This is a genomic window from Kitasatospora sp. NPDC093550, from assembly GCF_044764985.1.
Classification (GTDB): Bacteria; Actinomycetota; Actinomycetes; order Streptomycetales; family Streptomycetaceae; genus Kitasatospora.
In genome coordinates this window covers 1-14,624 of record NZ_JBIWJF010000002.1, presented here as the reverse complement: position 1 = coordinate 14,624, position 14,624 = coordinate 1, and the positions used below count along the sequence as shown (strand labels likewise).

Sequence of the window (14,624 nt, the reverse complement as noted above, 5' to 3'; positions counted from 1 at the left end):
CGGGCTGCCGTGCCGCCGCCCCGGGCCCGGCCCGCCGACGGGTCAGCGCACGTGGCCGTCGGGGCCGACCCGCGAGAGCACCGAGCGCAGGCCGTCGACGAGCAGGTCCGCGTCCTGGCGGGTGAACACCAGCGGCGGATTGATCACCAGCGCGTACGGGTTGGTCCGCAGGAGGATGCCGGCCCGCTCGCGCAGCGCGTCCGCCACCTCGGTGGTGCCCTGCGGCAGCGGCCGCCGGGCCTCCTTGTCCGAGGTCAGCTCGACGGCCAGCATCAGTCCGACCCCGCGGACCTCCGCCACCACGGGCAGGTCCAGCAACCGCGTCAGCCCGTCCTTCAGGTGTGCGCCGACGGCGGCCGCGTTGGCCGCCAGCCCCTCGCGCTCGATGATGTCCAGGTTGGCCAGGGCCACCGCGCACGCGGTCGGGTGCCCGGTGTAGGTGTAGCCCACCGGAAAGCCCTGCTCGCCGGTCACGGTGTCGGCGACCCCGTCGGAGACCAGCACCGCCCCGTGCGGGAGGTACCCCGAGGTGAGGCCCTTGGCGGTGACCAGGATGTCGGGCACCACCCCGACGTGCTCGGCGGCGAACCAGTGCCCGGTGCGGCCGTACCCGGTGACCACCTCGTCCAGGATCAGCAGGATGCCGTAGGAGCGCAGCAGTTCCGCGACCCGCGGCCAGTAGTCGGCCGGCGGGACGACCGCGCCGATGCCGCCCATCACCGGCTCGCCGATCATCGCGGCGATCCGCTCCGGCCCGATCCGCTCGATCGACTCCCGCAGTTCGGCCAGGCAGAACTCGGTGACGTCGGCGCCGGAGAACAGCTCCCGGCGGTAGGGGTGCGGCGGCGTCAGGAAGTGCACGTCCGGCATGCTGGGGCCGAACCCGGTGTGGTAGACCGGGAATCCGGACACGCCGCCGCTTCCGTAGCCGATGCCGTGGTAGCCCATCGTGCGGGCCAGGATCCAGGTGCGCTGCGGCTCGCCGCGCCGGTGGTGGTGGAGCCGGGCCATCCGCAGCGCGATCTCGTTGCCCTCCGCGCCGCCGCTGGTGAAGTACGTCCGGCGCAGCCCTCCCGGGGCCAACCCGGCGAGCCGGGTGGCGAGTTCCACCGCCCGGTCGTTGGTCACGGTGCCCCAGGTGTGGAAGTACTCCAGCCGGGTCATCTGCTCGGCGGCGGCCCGGGCGAGCTCGGCGCGGCCGTGGCCCACCTGGGTCACGCCGAGGACGGCGGAGGCGTCCAGGTACTCGCGGCCGGCCGCGTCGGTGACCCGGCAGCCCGAGCCGGAGACCAGGACGGTGCGGTCCGTCCGGTGCGCCGGCAGCGTGGGGTGGATGAGCGTCGCGCGGTCCGCGGCCGCGAGCCCCGTGCCGGTCGCACCGGGGGCGGTGGCAGTTGCTGGGTTCAAGGCGAGCTCCTAAGGATCGGGTGAGGCCCGCCACCACGCTGTCAGCGACCCCTTGGCGTCCGCTGGACGTCCCGCTCCGCGCCGCCGCCCGGCCGTTCCGGACCGGCGGAGGACGCGTCAAACGATTCGCAAGAGCCGCCTGCCATCGTCGACCGCACCCCCTCCGCTTCCAGCCGTGGCGTCGCCGCACGGCACGAAAGGACGACCCGTGAAGTCCATCCTCTTCTACCTGCCGACGGTCGGCAGCCACGACCAGGTGCTCAAGGGCATGTCCGGGGTGAACCGGCAGAACTACCGGAACATGCTCTGGCAGCTCACCGAGCAGGCCCGGGCGGCCGACGAACTCGGTTACTGGGGGCTCTCGTTCACCGAGCACCACTTCCACGTCGAGGGCTTCGAGGTGTCCAACAACCCGATCATGCTGGGCCTGTACCTGGCCATGCAGACGAAGGAGATCCGGGTCGGCCAGATGGCCAACGTGCTGCCCTTCCACAACCCCCTGCGGCTCGCCGAGGACCTGGCGATGCTCGACCACATGACCCGGGGCCGGACCTTCGTCGGGATCGCGCGCGGCTTCCAGAAGCGGTGGGCCGAGATCATGGGCCAGCCGTTCGGGGTCGGCGGGACGCTCTCCGACGCCGGCGCCAACGACCGGCGCAACCGGGCGCTGTTCGAGGAGCACTGGGAGATCCTCAAGAAGGCGTGGACCACCGAGACCTTCTCGCACAGCGGCGCCCAGTGGACGATCCCGCCCAAGGGCCTGGAGTTCCCCTACGAGGCCGTCCGCAGCTTCGGCCGCGGCCTCGACGAGAACGGCGTGGTGCAGGAGGTCGGCATCGCCCCGAAGCCCTACCAGCACCCGCACCCGCCGGTGTTCCAGCCGTTCAGCTTCAGCGAGGACACCTTCCGGTTCTGTGCCCGCGAGGGCGTGGTGCCGATCCTGATGAACACCGACGACCGGATCGTGAGCCGGCTGATGGACCTCTACCGGGAGGAGGCCGCGGCCGCCGGGCACGGCGAGCTGCGGCGCGGCGAGCGGATCGGGGTGATGAAGGACGTGCTGGTGGCCAGGGACGCCGACGAGGCCCACCACTGGGCGGCCCGCGGCGGCGGCTTCGTCTTCGAGAACTGGTTCGGCCCGATGGGGTTCACCGAGAGCCTGCGCAAGGTCGGCGAGACCGGCCCGATCGGCGCGGACTACCGGACCCTGGTCGAGCGCGGCCTCGAATGGGTCGGCACGCCCGACGACATCAACCGCAAGATCGAGAAGCTGGTGACCCGGCACGACCCCGAGTACCTGCTGCAGTGCCAGTACTCCGGCCTGGTCCCGCACGACGTGCAGATGCGCAGCCTGGAGCTCTGGGCGACGGAGATCGCGCCCAACTGGCTGTGAGACCGGCGGGGCGGCCCGGCACCCCGCCGCGGCACGGTCCCGTCCCGGCACGGCACGTCCGGGCACGTCCCGGCACGTCCCGCCACGTCCGAGCACGTCACGACCTGGCACGTCCTGGCACGTCCTGGCACGTCCTGGCACGTCCTGGCACGACACCGACCGACCGTCCGGCCCCCGCGGGCCGCTCATCACGGAGGAGAAGCCGGTGGACCACCGCGTCTTCGCACTGGACAGCCTCCCGCTGGCCGACGGGGGGACCCTGCCCTCGGCCGGGATCGCCTACTCCGTCCACGGGACGCTCGACGCCGACGGCCGCAACGCCGTCCTGTGCCCGTCCTACTTCGGCGGCGACCACACCGCGTACGACTGGCTGATCGGGGAGGGCAGGCCGCTGGACACCCGGCGGTACTGCGTCGTCACCGTCGGCCTGTTCGGCAACGGCGTCTCCAGCTCGCCGAGCAACCACCCGCTGGGGGCGGCCTTCCCCCGGATCAGCCCGCAGGACAACGTCGACGCCCAGTACCGGCTGCTCACCGAGGAGCTGGGGGTGACCGAACTGGCGCTGGTGACCGGCTGGTCGATGGGCGCGGCGCACGCCTACCAGTGGGCGGTGTCGTACCCGCGGATGGTCCGCCGGATCGCCCCGTTCTGCGGGTCCGCGGCGACCAGCGAGCACAACCGGGTGTTCCTGGCGGCGCTGGCCGCCGCGCTGCGCGCCGACGGGAGCGCGGACGGGAGCACGGACGGGAGCCCCGACGGAGGCGCCCACCGGGGCCGGCGGGCGGCGGGCCGGGTCTTCGCCGGGTGGGCGGCCTCGCACCCGTTCTGGGCCCGGGGCTGCTACCGCGAGCTGGGCTTCGCCTCCCGGGAGGAGTACCTCACCGGCTTCTGGGAGGAGTTCTTCGTCGCCGGGCCGTCCACCGAGGACCTGCTGACCATGATCGACACGTGGGCCCGGGCCGACGTCGGGGCGACGCCGGGCTTCGACGGCCGGACGGAGGCCGCCCTGGGCTCGGTCACCGCCGAGGCGGTGCTCCTGCCGAGCGCCCGTGATCTGTGCTTCGCGGTGGAGGACGAGGCGAGGGCGGCCGCCCTGATGCCCCGGGCCGCCCTGCGGGTGATCCCGGGCGTGTGGGGCCACCTGGCCGGTGCGGGGGCGACCGCCGCCGACCGGGCGTTCATCGGCGAGGCGATCACCACCCTGCTGGCGACGCGGCCCGCGGCCGTCTGAGGGCCGCCTCCCGTGCACGGCAGCGCCCCCGGGAGGCGGACCTCCCGGGGGCGCTGCCGTCGATGCCGGACCGCCGACGGCCCGGTCACGTCGCTCACGTCACCTGCCGTGATGTCACGGCAGGTGACGCCGCGCCGCGGGCCGGCCGGGGCGGATCAGGTCGAGTAGTCGGCGTTGAGCCGCACGTAGCCCTCGGTCAGGTCGCAGCCGTAGACGGTGAAGGCACCGGCGGCGATGCCGAGGTCGATCCCGATGACCACCTCGGGGCCCTGCATCTGCTTGGCGACGGCGGCGCGCAGCTCGCTCTCCCCCTCGGCGCCGCGCCCGCTCGGCGGGTAGACCTCGACGTCGCCGAAGCGGATGGTGACCTTCTCCTGGTCGACGTCCGTGTCGTCGGAGCACTTCCCGATCGCCATCGCGACCCGGCCCCAGTTCGGGTCGCCGCCGTGCACGGCGGTCTTCACCAGCGGGGAGTTGACCACGGCCTTGCCGATCCGCTTGGCCTGTGCGGTGTCCCGCGCGCCCGAGACCTGGACCTCGATGAGCTTGCCGGCGCCCTCGCCGTCGCTCGCGATGTCCTTGACCAGGGCGAGCGCCACGTCGTACAGCGCCTGTTCGAAGGCGGCCGGGTCGACGGCGCCGGCCAGGCCGTTGGCGAACAGCGCGGCGGTGTCGCTGGTGGAGGTGTCGGTGTCGATGCTGACCGCGTTGAACGTCCGGTCCATCACCCGGCGGAAGATCCGGTCCTGCTCCTCGGGGTCGAGCAGCGCGTCGGTCGCGAAGAAGGTCAGCAGGGTGGCCATGTCGGGCTCGATCATCCCGACGCCCTTGGCGATGCCGATCACCACGGCGTCGCCGACCCGGGCGCGGGCGGTCTTGGGCCGGGTGTCGGTGGTCATGATGGACCGCGCGGCGCGGTCGAAGCCGCCCTCGGGCAGCGGGCCGGCCATCGTCCCGATGTGGTCGAGGATCCCGGCCATCGGGTACTGGCGGCCGATCACACCGGTCGATGCGATCAGCAGTTCGTCCTCGGCGAGGCCGAGCGCCCGCGCCGTGGCGGCGCGGACCTCGCGGGCGTTCGCCTCGCCCTGGGCGCCGGTGGCGACGTTCGCGTTGCGGGCCAGCACGACGACGCCCCGGGCGCTGCGGTCCGCGGCGGCGGCCCGGCTGAGGGTGACGCTGGGGCCGGCGAAGCGGGAACGGGTGAAGACCGCGCTGACCACGGCCGGTCGGGTCGAGACCAGGACGGTGAAGTCGTCCCGCCCGTCGTCACCCAGTCCGACCGGCGCGGTGTGCACCGCGAACCCCCGTGGCTCGTCCGCTGCGATTTCGGTCATGGTCCATCGTCTCCCGAGAGGCCAGGTGCACCGGCGTGCCGACACGCCGGTGCGGTGTCCGGTCGATCCCATCATGTGCGGTCTGTCAGGTCGAGTCGGCGCGGTGCCGACCGGCGATGCCCGGCCAACTCGTCCGCGCCGGGCGGGCGTACGGCCGGAAGGCCCGCAGGCGGGCGTACGGCCGGAGAGCCCGCAGGCGGCCGACGGCGGTCGGTCCTGCGGGCCCTCCGGGCCGAACGGCGGGTCGGGGCGCGGCGGGTCAGCGGCGCGGGGTGAAGTCGACGACGTCACCGGCCCGTTCGCCGCCCGACAGGGCGCCGCCGCGGTCGGTGCGGATGTAGACCCGGTGCAGCCAGCGGTCCTTGCCGTCCCAGCGCGGGGTGAACGGCGTCCGGGCGTGGGTGGTCCGGAAGTTGTCGATGATCAGGACGTCCCCGGGGACGAGGTGCACGGCCTCGGTGACCTCGTCCAGCGCCTTGGAGAGCGCGGCGACGGCCTCGACGTCCCGGGGGTCCTCGGGCGCGAGCAGTTCGCGGTCGTAGCCGAGGAACGGGTCGGCCGGGTCCCCGTACAGCGGGCGGACGTTGGCGATCGCGCCCGGGTCCGCCTCGCCGCCGCGGAAGGCCACGTCCACGCAGCAGGGCACCGGCCGGTCGTACAGGTGGGCGCGGAACTCGGCGGGCACCAGCGGCAGCGCGTTGCGGATCGAGCCGACCAGGGTGGCGGCCTTGCGCTCGTGGTCGGCCCGGGAGCAGGCGAGCATCACGTAGTCGGGCTGCAGCACGTGGTACGCCATCTCGGTGTGGAACTCCAGCAGCGTCTCGGAGGTCTCCGAGGACAGGTGGTGGGCGCCGGGCGACGGGTACACGTCGTGGTAGACGGTGGCGGAGCGCAGCTCCCGGTAGCCGGTGTGCAGGCCGAGCCGGCGCCCGACGATGCCGAGCATGGCCTCCATGACCAGCAGGGGGCGGTCCGCCGGCGCGGGGGTGCTGCTCGGGGTGGCGGGCAGCGCGTCGTCGTCCTCCACCGGCAGGCCGCGCAGCAGGAGGTAGCCGTCGGTGCTGCCGCGGCTGTTGAAGTCGTCCAGTGCCGCGGCCAGGCCGGCGGGGAGGTCGGCGGCCGCGGCGTGCGCGGTGTCGAGGAAGGCGGGCAGGTCCGCGCGCGGGATCCGCGGCAGCCGGGCGGCGAGCGCCCACAGGGCGGCCGCGTGTTCGGAGCAGTCCAGGACGGTCACGGGGTGGTCCTCTCTCGGGTGTGGGCGCGGGCGTACTGGTACAGGAGTTCCGCGCCGATCTCGGTGGCCAGGACGGAGGTGATGCCGCCGTGGTCGTAGGGCGGGGAGACCTCCATGACGTCGAAGCCGACGGGTGAGAGGTCGCCGATCCCGCGCAGCAGCGCCAGCACCTCGCGGGAGGTCGGGCCGCCCGGGGCGGGGGTGCCGGTGCCGGGGGCGAAGGCGGGGTCGACCACGTCGACGTCGACGGAGACGTACAGCGGCGCGCCGCCGACGAGTTCGCGCACCAGGCGGGCGGTCGCGGCGGGGCCGCGTTCGCAGAAGTCGTCGGAGGTGACGATCCGCACGCCGTGGCCGCGGGCGTAGTCCAGCGAGTCGGGCTGCGGGTTGTGGCCCCGGATCCCGATCTGGACCATGCGCTGCGGGTCGACGAGCTTCTCCTCGATGGCGTGCCGGAACGGCGTGCCGTGGTGGTACTCGCCGCCGTAGAACGCCGGGTTGGTGTCCGAGTGCGCGTCCAGGTGCAGGACGGCGACCGGCCCGTGCTTGGCGGCGACGGCGCGCAGCGCGGCGAGCGTCAGCGAGTGGTCGCCGCCGAGCATCAGGAAGGCGCCGTTGTCGTCCAGCAGTTGGGTCAGCCGCTGCTGGGCGTGCTCCATGGCGATGTGCATGTTGAACGGGGTGAGGTCGATGTCCCCCGCGTCCACGCAGCTGATCAGGTCGAAGGTGCCGGGCCCGCGGTCGATGCCGACGCCGTGGATGAGACCGGACTCGTTGCGGATCGCGCGGGGCCCGAAGCGGGCACCGGGGCGGTAGCTGGTGCCGCCGTCGTACGGTGCGCCGATGACCACGACGTCCCGGCCGTGCGGGTCGGGGTCGTGCGGCAGGCGCATGAAGGTGGGGATCTGCGCGTACCGGGGGGAGACCTTGATGTCGATGCGCTCCACGCGGTTCTCGCTCCTCTCTGTCGTGCTGCTGCGGTCTGTCGTGCTGATGCGGTCGGCGCCGGGGCTGCCGCCGGTGCGTCCGGTGCCCCGGCCGGGCCTGCGGCGGGCGGGCGTCACGGGTGGGCCGGCAGTGCGTCGTGCTCCAGGGCGTCGGCGACCAGCTGCACCACGTCGGCGGTGGCCACCTCGTCGGGGTGCCGGCCGTCGACGACGACCCGGTCGAACAGGTGCTGGACGACGAGCTCCTTGGCCCGGTGCACCCGGTCCCCGGGCACCCCGGCGTCGGTCAGCAGCCGGCTGAACGAGCTGGTGGTGCCCGAGCCCTCGTGCACGCCGAGCTTGGGGCGGGTGACGGTCTCGAGCGGGAGCAGGTCCGTCATGGCCTCGCGCAGCACCCACTTGTCCCGGCCGTGGCGCCGCTTGAGCCCGGACTCCAGCGACACCAGCAGGTCCAGCACCTCGCGGTCCCAGAACGGGTGGGTCGACCAGTGCCCGGCGATCCCGGACAGCACCGGCGTCATCTCGTTCAGGCCGTCGAAGGTGGCCATGTCGTGGGCGAGGGCGGTGTCCAGGGCCGGGAGCCGGTTCTCCCGGTGCATGCCGCCGAGCGGGATGTCGGCGCCGTAGCCTGTGAGGATGCGCCGCGCGGGGCCCTCCAGACGCAGGTACAGGGCGGTCAGCGGCACCAGGTACTCGATGATGTCCGGGTCGAGTGACTCGGCGGCCCAGACCGCGTGCGGGAGCCGGCGCAGCAGGTCGTCGGTGTGGACGGTCAGCTCCCGGTGGGCGGAGCCGAGGTGTTCGGCGACCACCCTGGCCTGGGGGAACTCGTCGGCGAGGTCGGTGCCCATCGACACGGTGTCGACGGGCCCGGACCGGTGGTGGGCGGTCAGTGCGGCGACGCTGGAGGAGTCGATGCCGCCGGAGAGCACCACCAGCGGCGTGTCCGGGCCGGTGCGGGCGCGGACGGCGCGGTCCAGGGCGAGCCGAACGGCCCCGGTGGCCTCCTGTTCGGCCATGATCCGGCGGGCCGGCGTGGGCGCCCAGGTGCGGTGGTCGGTGCAGTCCGCGGTGGCCACCCCGAACTCCAGGACGGTCCCGGCGGGCACCTGGTGGGTGCCGGGCAGCCGGCGGACCCGGCGCGCGGCCGTGATCCGCCGGCCGACCGGTGCGGTCCGCAAGGCCTTCGCCTCGGTCGCCGCGAGGACGGTCCCGGGGACGGCGCTCACGTACAGCGGCACCGAGCCGGCGTGGTCGGTGGCCACCAGCACCCGGCCGCCGTCCGCGACCACGGCCGCGAACCGCCCGTTGAGCAGCCGGAACGCGTGCAGGTCGTAGGTGTCCACGAGGGCGAGCAGCAGGTCCGCGTCGGTGAGCGGCCCGGCCTGCGCGCCGAGCAGGGTGAGCAGCTCGTCCCGGTTGTAGAGCTCCCCGGCGAGCAGCACCGTGCGGCCCCGCCGGTGGGCGTGGGCGGCGTCGGGTGCGCCGGAGTGCAGCAGGACGGCGTCCAGGCCCGGTCCGCCGGGCCGGGCCCGGAGGACGGCGCGCGGGCCGGCGGAGGCGAACACCGCCCCGGGGGCGGCGGGGTCCGCTCCCCGGGGGGCGGTGAACGCCCCGGGAGACCGGCCGCCGTCGCTGCGGACGGCGGCCAGGAACCCGGTGGCGGCGGGCAGTGTCGACGCCATCGTCAGATGCTCAGCGCGCCGAAGCCGCCGGTCGTGAAGTCGTAGTTCACCGGCACCTCGATCAGGAACGGCCGGCCGAGCGCGGCACCCTTGCGCAGCGCGGCGAGCAGCTCCTCCCGGATGGTCGCCTTGACGGCCTCCACACCGTTGGCGCGGGCGAGGTCGACGAAGTCGACGCCGGTGAACTTGACCACCGGGTCGTGGGAGCGGTGGTGGCCGAGGTTCTGGTACAGCTCGATCAGGCCGTTGGTGTCGTTGTTGACGACGACGGTGACGATCGGCAGGTTGAGCCGGGCGACGGTCTCCAGGTCGGCGCTGTTGGAGTGGAAGCCGCCGTCGCCGGCGATCAGGAAGGTGGGCTGCCCGGGGCGGGCGAGCTGGGCACCCATCGCCGCCGGGATGCCGTAGCCGAAGCTGGAGCAGCCCGCCGAGGTGAGGAAGCCGAACGGCTGGTCCGCGCGGGCGAACAGCACACCGTAGTGCCGGAAGAAGCCGATGTCGGAGACGATCGTGCCCTCGCCCGGCTCGGCGGTCTCCGCCATCACGGTGTTCATCGAGTCGATCACCTGGTGGACGCGCATGCCGTCCTGGTAGCGCTCGGTGTCGGCGAGGAACTCCGCGATCCGCTCGCGCAGCGGGGTGATGTCGTGCGGGGTCTTCGCCGGGACGTCGGCTGTCCGCTCCTCGAGGTGCCGCACGAAGGCGAGCACGTCGGTGACGACGTCGACGTCCGGCCGGTAGACCCGCGGGATCGGGTTGACGGTGGGCGACACCCGCACGGTGGTCTTGGCGCCGCCGCGCTGCCACATCGACGGACGCAGGTCCTCCGCGTAGTCGTAGCCGAGGGTGAGGATGACGTCGGCCGGGCCGAACAGCGTCTCCAGCGCCGGGAACGACAGGATGCCGTCCATGTAGCCGGTGACCGCGCCGTAGTCGAGGGCATGGCCGTGCGGCAGCACTCCCTTGGCGATGTACGTGGTGATGACCGGGATGTTCAGCCGCTCGGCGAGCGCGCGGACGGCCGGCACGGCGCCGGAGCGGATCGCGGCGGCGCCGACCACCAGCACCGGGTGCTGCGCCGACGCGACCAGCTCCGCCGCCTGCTCGGCGGCGTCCTGCCAGCCGTCCTGCACCGCGCCGACCGGCTTGGCGGGAGTCCGGGCGGCGGGGTGGACCACCGTGGTGTCGATGTCGCTGCCGAGCAGGTCGACGGGCAGCGAGATGAAGCTCGGGCCGACCGGCTCGGTCATCGCGGCGGCGACCGCGGAGTCGACCAGGTCGGTGATGTCGTCGGGCCGTTGGAGCTCCACCGCGTACTTGGTCATCGGGCGCATCACCGCGACCGAGTCCAGGCACTGGTGGGTGTCGTTGGGGAAGATGTCGTGCGACTCGGACTGCGCCGCCAGCGCGATCACCGGGGAGCGGTCGAGGACCGAGGTGGCCACCCCGGTGGACAGGTTGGTCATGCCCGGCCCCAGGGTCGCCCAGCAGGCCTGCGGCCGGCCGGAGATCCGGGCCAGGACGTCGGCCGCCACCCCGGCCGTGAACTCGTGGCGGGTCAGCACGAAGTCGACGCCCTCGACCTCGTCGAAGAGGATCGAGGCGGCCTCGCGGCCGACCACGCCGAAGACCGTCTGCACCCCGTGGTCGCGCAGCCGCTGCAGCAGCGCGTGGGCGGTCGTCGGATTGGTGCTCGGGCTCTTGGACACACGGGACATGGCAGCTCCTCAGGCACGAAGGGGGTATCGGTGCGGGCGCCGGGAGGCCGGCGCCGGAAGGCGGCGCGCCGCCGGGACTCGGCCGGCCGGGACGCCGCGTCTCGACTCTGCGGCCGGGGGCTTGCAGGCGCATGGACGATCGCCTTGGCGCTGCGGCACCCGCTGCCCGCCGGGCCGGGCGGCTGGTGGTCAGCGAATCGTCAAGCGGCCTGCGGGGCCGTTGTTGTGACGCCCCGGCGACGGCGCTACCGTGCTCGGGTCGGGCCTGCCGCGCGCCGACGGGGCTCGCGCGCCCACGCCCCGATCGCCCCGACGGCCCGGGTTGCCCCTGGTCGCCCATGGTCGTCCCTGCCACCCGGGGCCTGCCCCTTCCCGTGCGTCTCCCCTTCACCGGAGGTCAGCCATGCCGTCATCCGTGCCCGCGCCCGGTTCCGCCGTCCCGCCACCGGGTTCGGCCCTACCGCCGCCCGGTTCCGCCGTCCCGCCGCCCGCGGGCCCGTCACCGGCCGGTCTGCCGGCGCGCGACCTGCGCGGTCTGCGGGTGTCCGCGCTGGGGCTGGGCTGCCTGCCCACCACCGCGTTCTACGGGCGGCCCGACGAGAAGGAGGCCGTCGCCACGATCCGGGCCGCCCTCGATGCCGGTGTCACCCTGCTCGACACCGCCGACGTCCAAGGGCTGGGCGCCGGCGAGGAGTTGCTCGGCCGAGCGCTCGCGGGCCGCCGCGACGAGGTGGTGCTGGCGACCAAGTTCGGCATGGTGCGCTCCCCGGACGGCGCCTTCCGGGGCCTGCGGGGGGACCGGGCCTACGTCCGCGCCGCGTGCGAGCGCTCGCTGCGGCGGCTGGGCGCCGACCACATCGACCTCTACTACCAGCACTGGATCGACCCGGCCGTGCCGGTGGAGGAGACCGCCGGCGCGGTGGCCGAGCTGGTGGCGGAGGGCAAGGTCCGGCACTTCGGCCTCTCCGAGCCGTCGGCGGCGACCCTCCGGCGGGCCGACGCGGTGTTCCCGGTGACGGCGGTGCAGAGCGAGTGGAGCCTGTGGACCCGCGACCTCGAAGCCGAAGTGCTGCCCGTCTGCCGCGACCTGGGCATCGGCGTGGTCGCCTACGCCCCGCTCGGCCGCGGCTTCCTGACCGGCGCGATCCGCACCACCGCCGACCTGGCCGACGAGGATTTCCGCCGCTCCCAGCCGCGGTTCAGCCCGGAGGGCCTGGCCGGCAACCGGCCGCTGCTGCACCGGCTGCAGCCGGTCGCCGACCGGCTCGGGCTCACCCTCGCCCAGCTGGCCCTGGCCTGGGTGCAGCACCGCGGCCGGGACGTGGTCGCCATCCCGGGCACCGGACGGCGCACCCACCTCGCGGAGAACCTGGCGGTCGCCGCGGTCGAGCTCACCGAGCAGGACCTCGCCGAAGTGGCCGAGGCGGCGGCCGTACCGGTCCACGGGGCGCGCTACGCACCGAGCCTGCTGGCCATGACGGGGAACTGAGCCGCGCCGGGCCCGGTGGAACGGCACTTGAAAAGCGCTGGACGGCCGGGCGCCAAGGATGGTCCAAGCAGGCGCTGCCACGGTGGGACCAGGCCGGCGGCGGCCCGCTCGACGGCCGTCACGGGCCGGGCCCGTCCCCCCGGCGGGCGTCAACCCCCTCGACGGGCACCAGTCCCGCGGGCCCGGACTCTCGGAGGACCCTCCATGCCCACGGCAGCCACGGACATGACGGACGAGCAGCGCAAGGCGCTCGTCACCGCCTACCTCAAGGCCTTCGACAACGGCGGCACCGGCCACGACGGCACCCCGGTGCTCGACTTCTTCGCCGAGGACGCCGACTTCTTCTTCCCCAAGTGGGGCCTGGCGCACGGCAAGCCGGAGATCGCGAAGATGTTCGGCGACCTCGGCGGCTCCATCACTTCGGTCCGCCACCACACCTGGGCCTTCACCTGGGTCCTCTCCGGAACGGACCTCCTCGCGGTGGAGGGCACCACGCACGGCGAGCACCGGGACGGCCCCTGGCGGGTCGGGCAGCCCGAGTGGGGCGCCGGCCGGTTCTGCGGCGTCTTCGAGGTCCGCGACCACCTGATCCACCGCGCCTTCGTCTACCTGGACCCCGACTACGCCGGCGGGGACACGGCCCGCTACCCCTGGCTCTGAGCCCGGACGCGCCCGCCTCCCCGTACCGCACCGCCGCCTGCAGCGCCGCCTGCACCGCGTCAACGGCACCGCCGCGTACACCGTCCCCCGGTGCCCCGTCCCCCGGTGCACCGCACCCGCCCGCCCACCGCACCGCACCGCCCGAGGAGCATCATGGACGTCCTGGCCGCCCTGGAACGCAAGCACAGCCTGAACCTGTTCCCGATCGAGAACCGGCTGTCGCCACGAGCCGCCGCGGCGCTGGCCAGCGACGCGGTCAACCGGTACCCGTACTCCGAGACCGACGTGGCCGTCTACGGCGACGTCGGCGACCTGAACGCGGTGTACGACCACTGCGTCTCCCTCACCAAGGAGTTCTACGGCGCCCGGCACGCCTACGTGCAGTTCCTGTCCGGCCTGCACACCATGCACACCGTGCTCACCGCGGTCACACCCCCCGGCGGCCGGGTCATGGTGATCGCCCCGGAGGACGGCGGCCACTACGCCACCGTGACGATCTGCCGGGGCTTCGGCTACCGGGTCGAGTACGTGCCGTTCGACCGGCAGACCCTGGAGATCGACTACACCGCGCTGGCCGAGCGGACGGCCGAACACCCCGCCGACGTCATCTACCTGGACGCGTCCACCGTGCTGCGGATGCCGGACGCCCGGGCGCTGCGCGCCGCCGCCCCCGGCGCGGTGCTCTGCCTGGACGCCTCGCACCTGCTGGGCCTGCTGCCCGCCGCGCCCGGGACCCTCGTGCTGGACGGCGGGTTCGACAGCATCTCCGGCAGCACCCACAAGACCCTGCCCGGCCCGCAGAAGGGCCTGCTGGTCACCAACAGCGACGCCATCGCCGAACAGGTGGGCGCCAGGATCCCGTTCACCGCGTCGAGCTCCCACTCGGCGAGCGTCGGCAGCCTGGCGATCACCCTGGAGGAGCTGCTGCCGCACCGGGGGGACTACGCACGCCAGGTGATCGCCAACGCGCGCGAACTGGCCCGACAGCTGGCGGCCCGCGGCTTCGACGTGGCAGGCGAGGCGTTCGGCTTCACCGACACCCACCAGGTCTGGGTGCACCACCCCGAGGGCAACACCCCGCACGAGTGGGGCCGGCTGCTCACCGCGACCGACATCCGCACCACCACGGTGGTGCTGCCCAGCACCGCCCGCTCCGGACTTCGGCTCGGCACCCAGGAGTTGACCCGCTGGGGCATGAAGGAGGACGACATGACCACGGTGGCCGAGCTGCTCGCCCGGCTGCTGCTGCGCGGCGAGCAGTCCCGGTCGGTGACCGCCGACGTCCGGGACCTGGCCCGGTCCTTCCCCGGGGTCGCCTTCGCGGGCCGGCCCGCACCGCTGGCCGTGGCCTGACGCACCGCACCGGCCGCAGGCACGGGCGGGGTGAGGCGGGGCCGCGGGGGGGGGGCCGGGGGCCCCGCCCCCCCGGGGCCCCGGGGGGGGGGGGCCCAGCTGCCCAGTGCGCTTACACCCCGAGCGGGGCACCCGGCAGCGCCCCCCCGGTACCGGCGGTGGGCAGCCCC

11 protein-coding genes are annotated in these 14,624 nt (G+C 74.1%); 5 read left to right on the top strand and 6 right to left on the bottom strand.

What is annotated here, in order from left to right; all coding sequences use genetic code 11:
- Window positions 1-42: 42 nt before the first annotated feature.
- Entirely contained in the window at window positions 43-1,407 is a 1,365-nt protein-coding gene (locus ACIRD3_RS03265) for an aspartate aminotransferase family protein (protein WP_402210851.1), read from the bottom strand.
- A gap of 208 nt (window positions 1,408-1,615) precedes the next feature.
- On the opposite strand from ACIRD3_RS03265, the gene ACIRD3_RS03260 reads away from it, so the two are divergent.
- Together ACIRD3_RS03260 and ACIRD3_RS03255 are read left to right on the top strand one after the other, a co-directional pair.
- Window positions 1,616-2,800, top strand: coding sequence for an LLM class flavin-dependent oxidoreductase (locus ACIRD3_RS03260; protein ID WP_402210847.1), 1,185 nt, complete (start codon window positions 1,616-1,618; stop codon window positions 2,798-2,800).
- A gap of 205 nt (window positions 2,801-3,005) precedes the next feature.
- Window positions 3,006-4,031 carry an alpha/beta fold hydrolase gene (locus ACIRD3_RS03255; protein ID WP_402210844.1) on the top strand — a complete coding sequence of 342 codons (1,026 nt, stop codon included), beginning with the start codon at window positions 3,006-3,008 and terminating at the stop codon, window positions 4,029-4,031.
- A 155-nt stretch (window positions 4,032-4,186) separates the two neighbouring features.
- Here ACIRD3_RS03255 and argJ read toward each other — a convergent pair whose 3' ends face one another.
- From argJ to ACIRD3_RS03230, 5 genes are all read right to left on the bottom strand, one after another.
- Window positions 4,187-5,368, bottom strand: coding sequence for a bifunctional glutamate N-acetyltransferase/amino-acid acetyltransferase ArgJ (gene argJ, locus ACIRD3_RS03250; RefSeq protein WP_402210841.1), 1,182 nt, complete (start codon window positions 5,366-5,368; stop codon window positions 4,187-4,189).
- 259 nt (window positions 5,369-5,627) lie between these two features.
- Window positions 5,628-6,602, bottom strand: coding sequence for a clavaminate synthase Cs1 (gene cs1, locus ACIRD3_RS03245; protein WP_402210838.1), 975 nt, complete (start codon window positions 6,600-6,602; stop codon window positions 5,628-5,630).
- Window positions 6,599-7,549: an agmatinase gene (gene speB / locus ACIRD3_RS03240; RefSeq protein ID WP_402210835.1), complete on the bottom strand. Its 951-nt coding sequence runs from the start codon at window positions 7,547-7,549 to the stop codon at window positions 6,599-6,601. Before speB ends, cs1 begins: the two co-directional genes overlap by 4 nt.
- Before the next feature lie 113 nt (window positions 7,550-7,662).
- The gene (locus tag ACIRD3_RS03235) at window positions 7,663-9,234 is read right to left on the bottom strand and encodes an asparagine synthase-related protein (protein WP_402210832.1); all 1,572 of its coding nucleotides are present in this window, start codon (window positions 9,232-9,234) and stop codon (window positions 7,663-7,665) included.
- A 2-nt stretch (window positions 9,235-9,236) separates the two neighbouring features.
- A complete protein-coding gene (locus ACIRD3_RS03230) occupies window positions 9,237-10,952 on the bottom strand; it encodes a thiamine pyrophosphate-binding protein (protein WP_402210829.1) in 1,716 nt (571 codons plus the stop codon).
- A gap of 403 nt (window positions 10,953-11,355) precedes the next feature.
- Between ACIRD3_RS03230 and ACIRD3_RS03225 the strand changes: the two genes are divergently transcribed.
- The 3 genes from ACIRD3_RS03225 to ACIRD3_RS03215 all read left to right on the top strand — a co-directional run bounded on the left by ACIRD3_RS03225 (window position 11,356) and on the right by ACIRD3_RS03215 (window position 14,454).
- Complete coding sequence (locus tag ACIRD3_RS03225) at window positions 11,356-12,441, top strand: aldo/keto reductase (RefSeq protein WP_402210826.1); 1,086 nt, start codon at window positions 11,356-11,358, stop codon at window positions 12,439-12,441.
- A gap of 204 nt (window positions 12,442-12,645) precedes the next feature.
- Window positions 12,646-13,101: a nuclear transport factor 2 family protein gene (locus ACIRD3_RS03220; protein ID WP_402210823.1), complete on the top strand. Its 456-nt coding sequence runs from the start codon at window positions 12,646-12,648 to the stop codon at window positions 13,099-13,101.
- A gap of 90 nt (window positions 13,102-13,191) precedes the next feature.
- A complete protein-coding gene (locus tag ACIRD3_RS03215) occupies window positions 13,192-14,454 on the top strand; it encodes a serine hydroxymethyltransferase (RefSeq protein ID WP_402210820.1) in 1,263 nt (420 codons plus the stop codon).
- The last annotated feature ends 170 nt before the right edge of the window (window positions 14,455-14,624 follow it).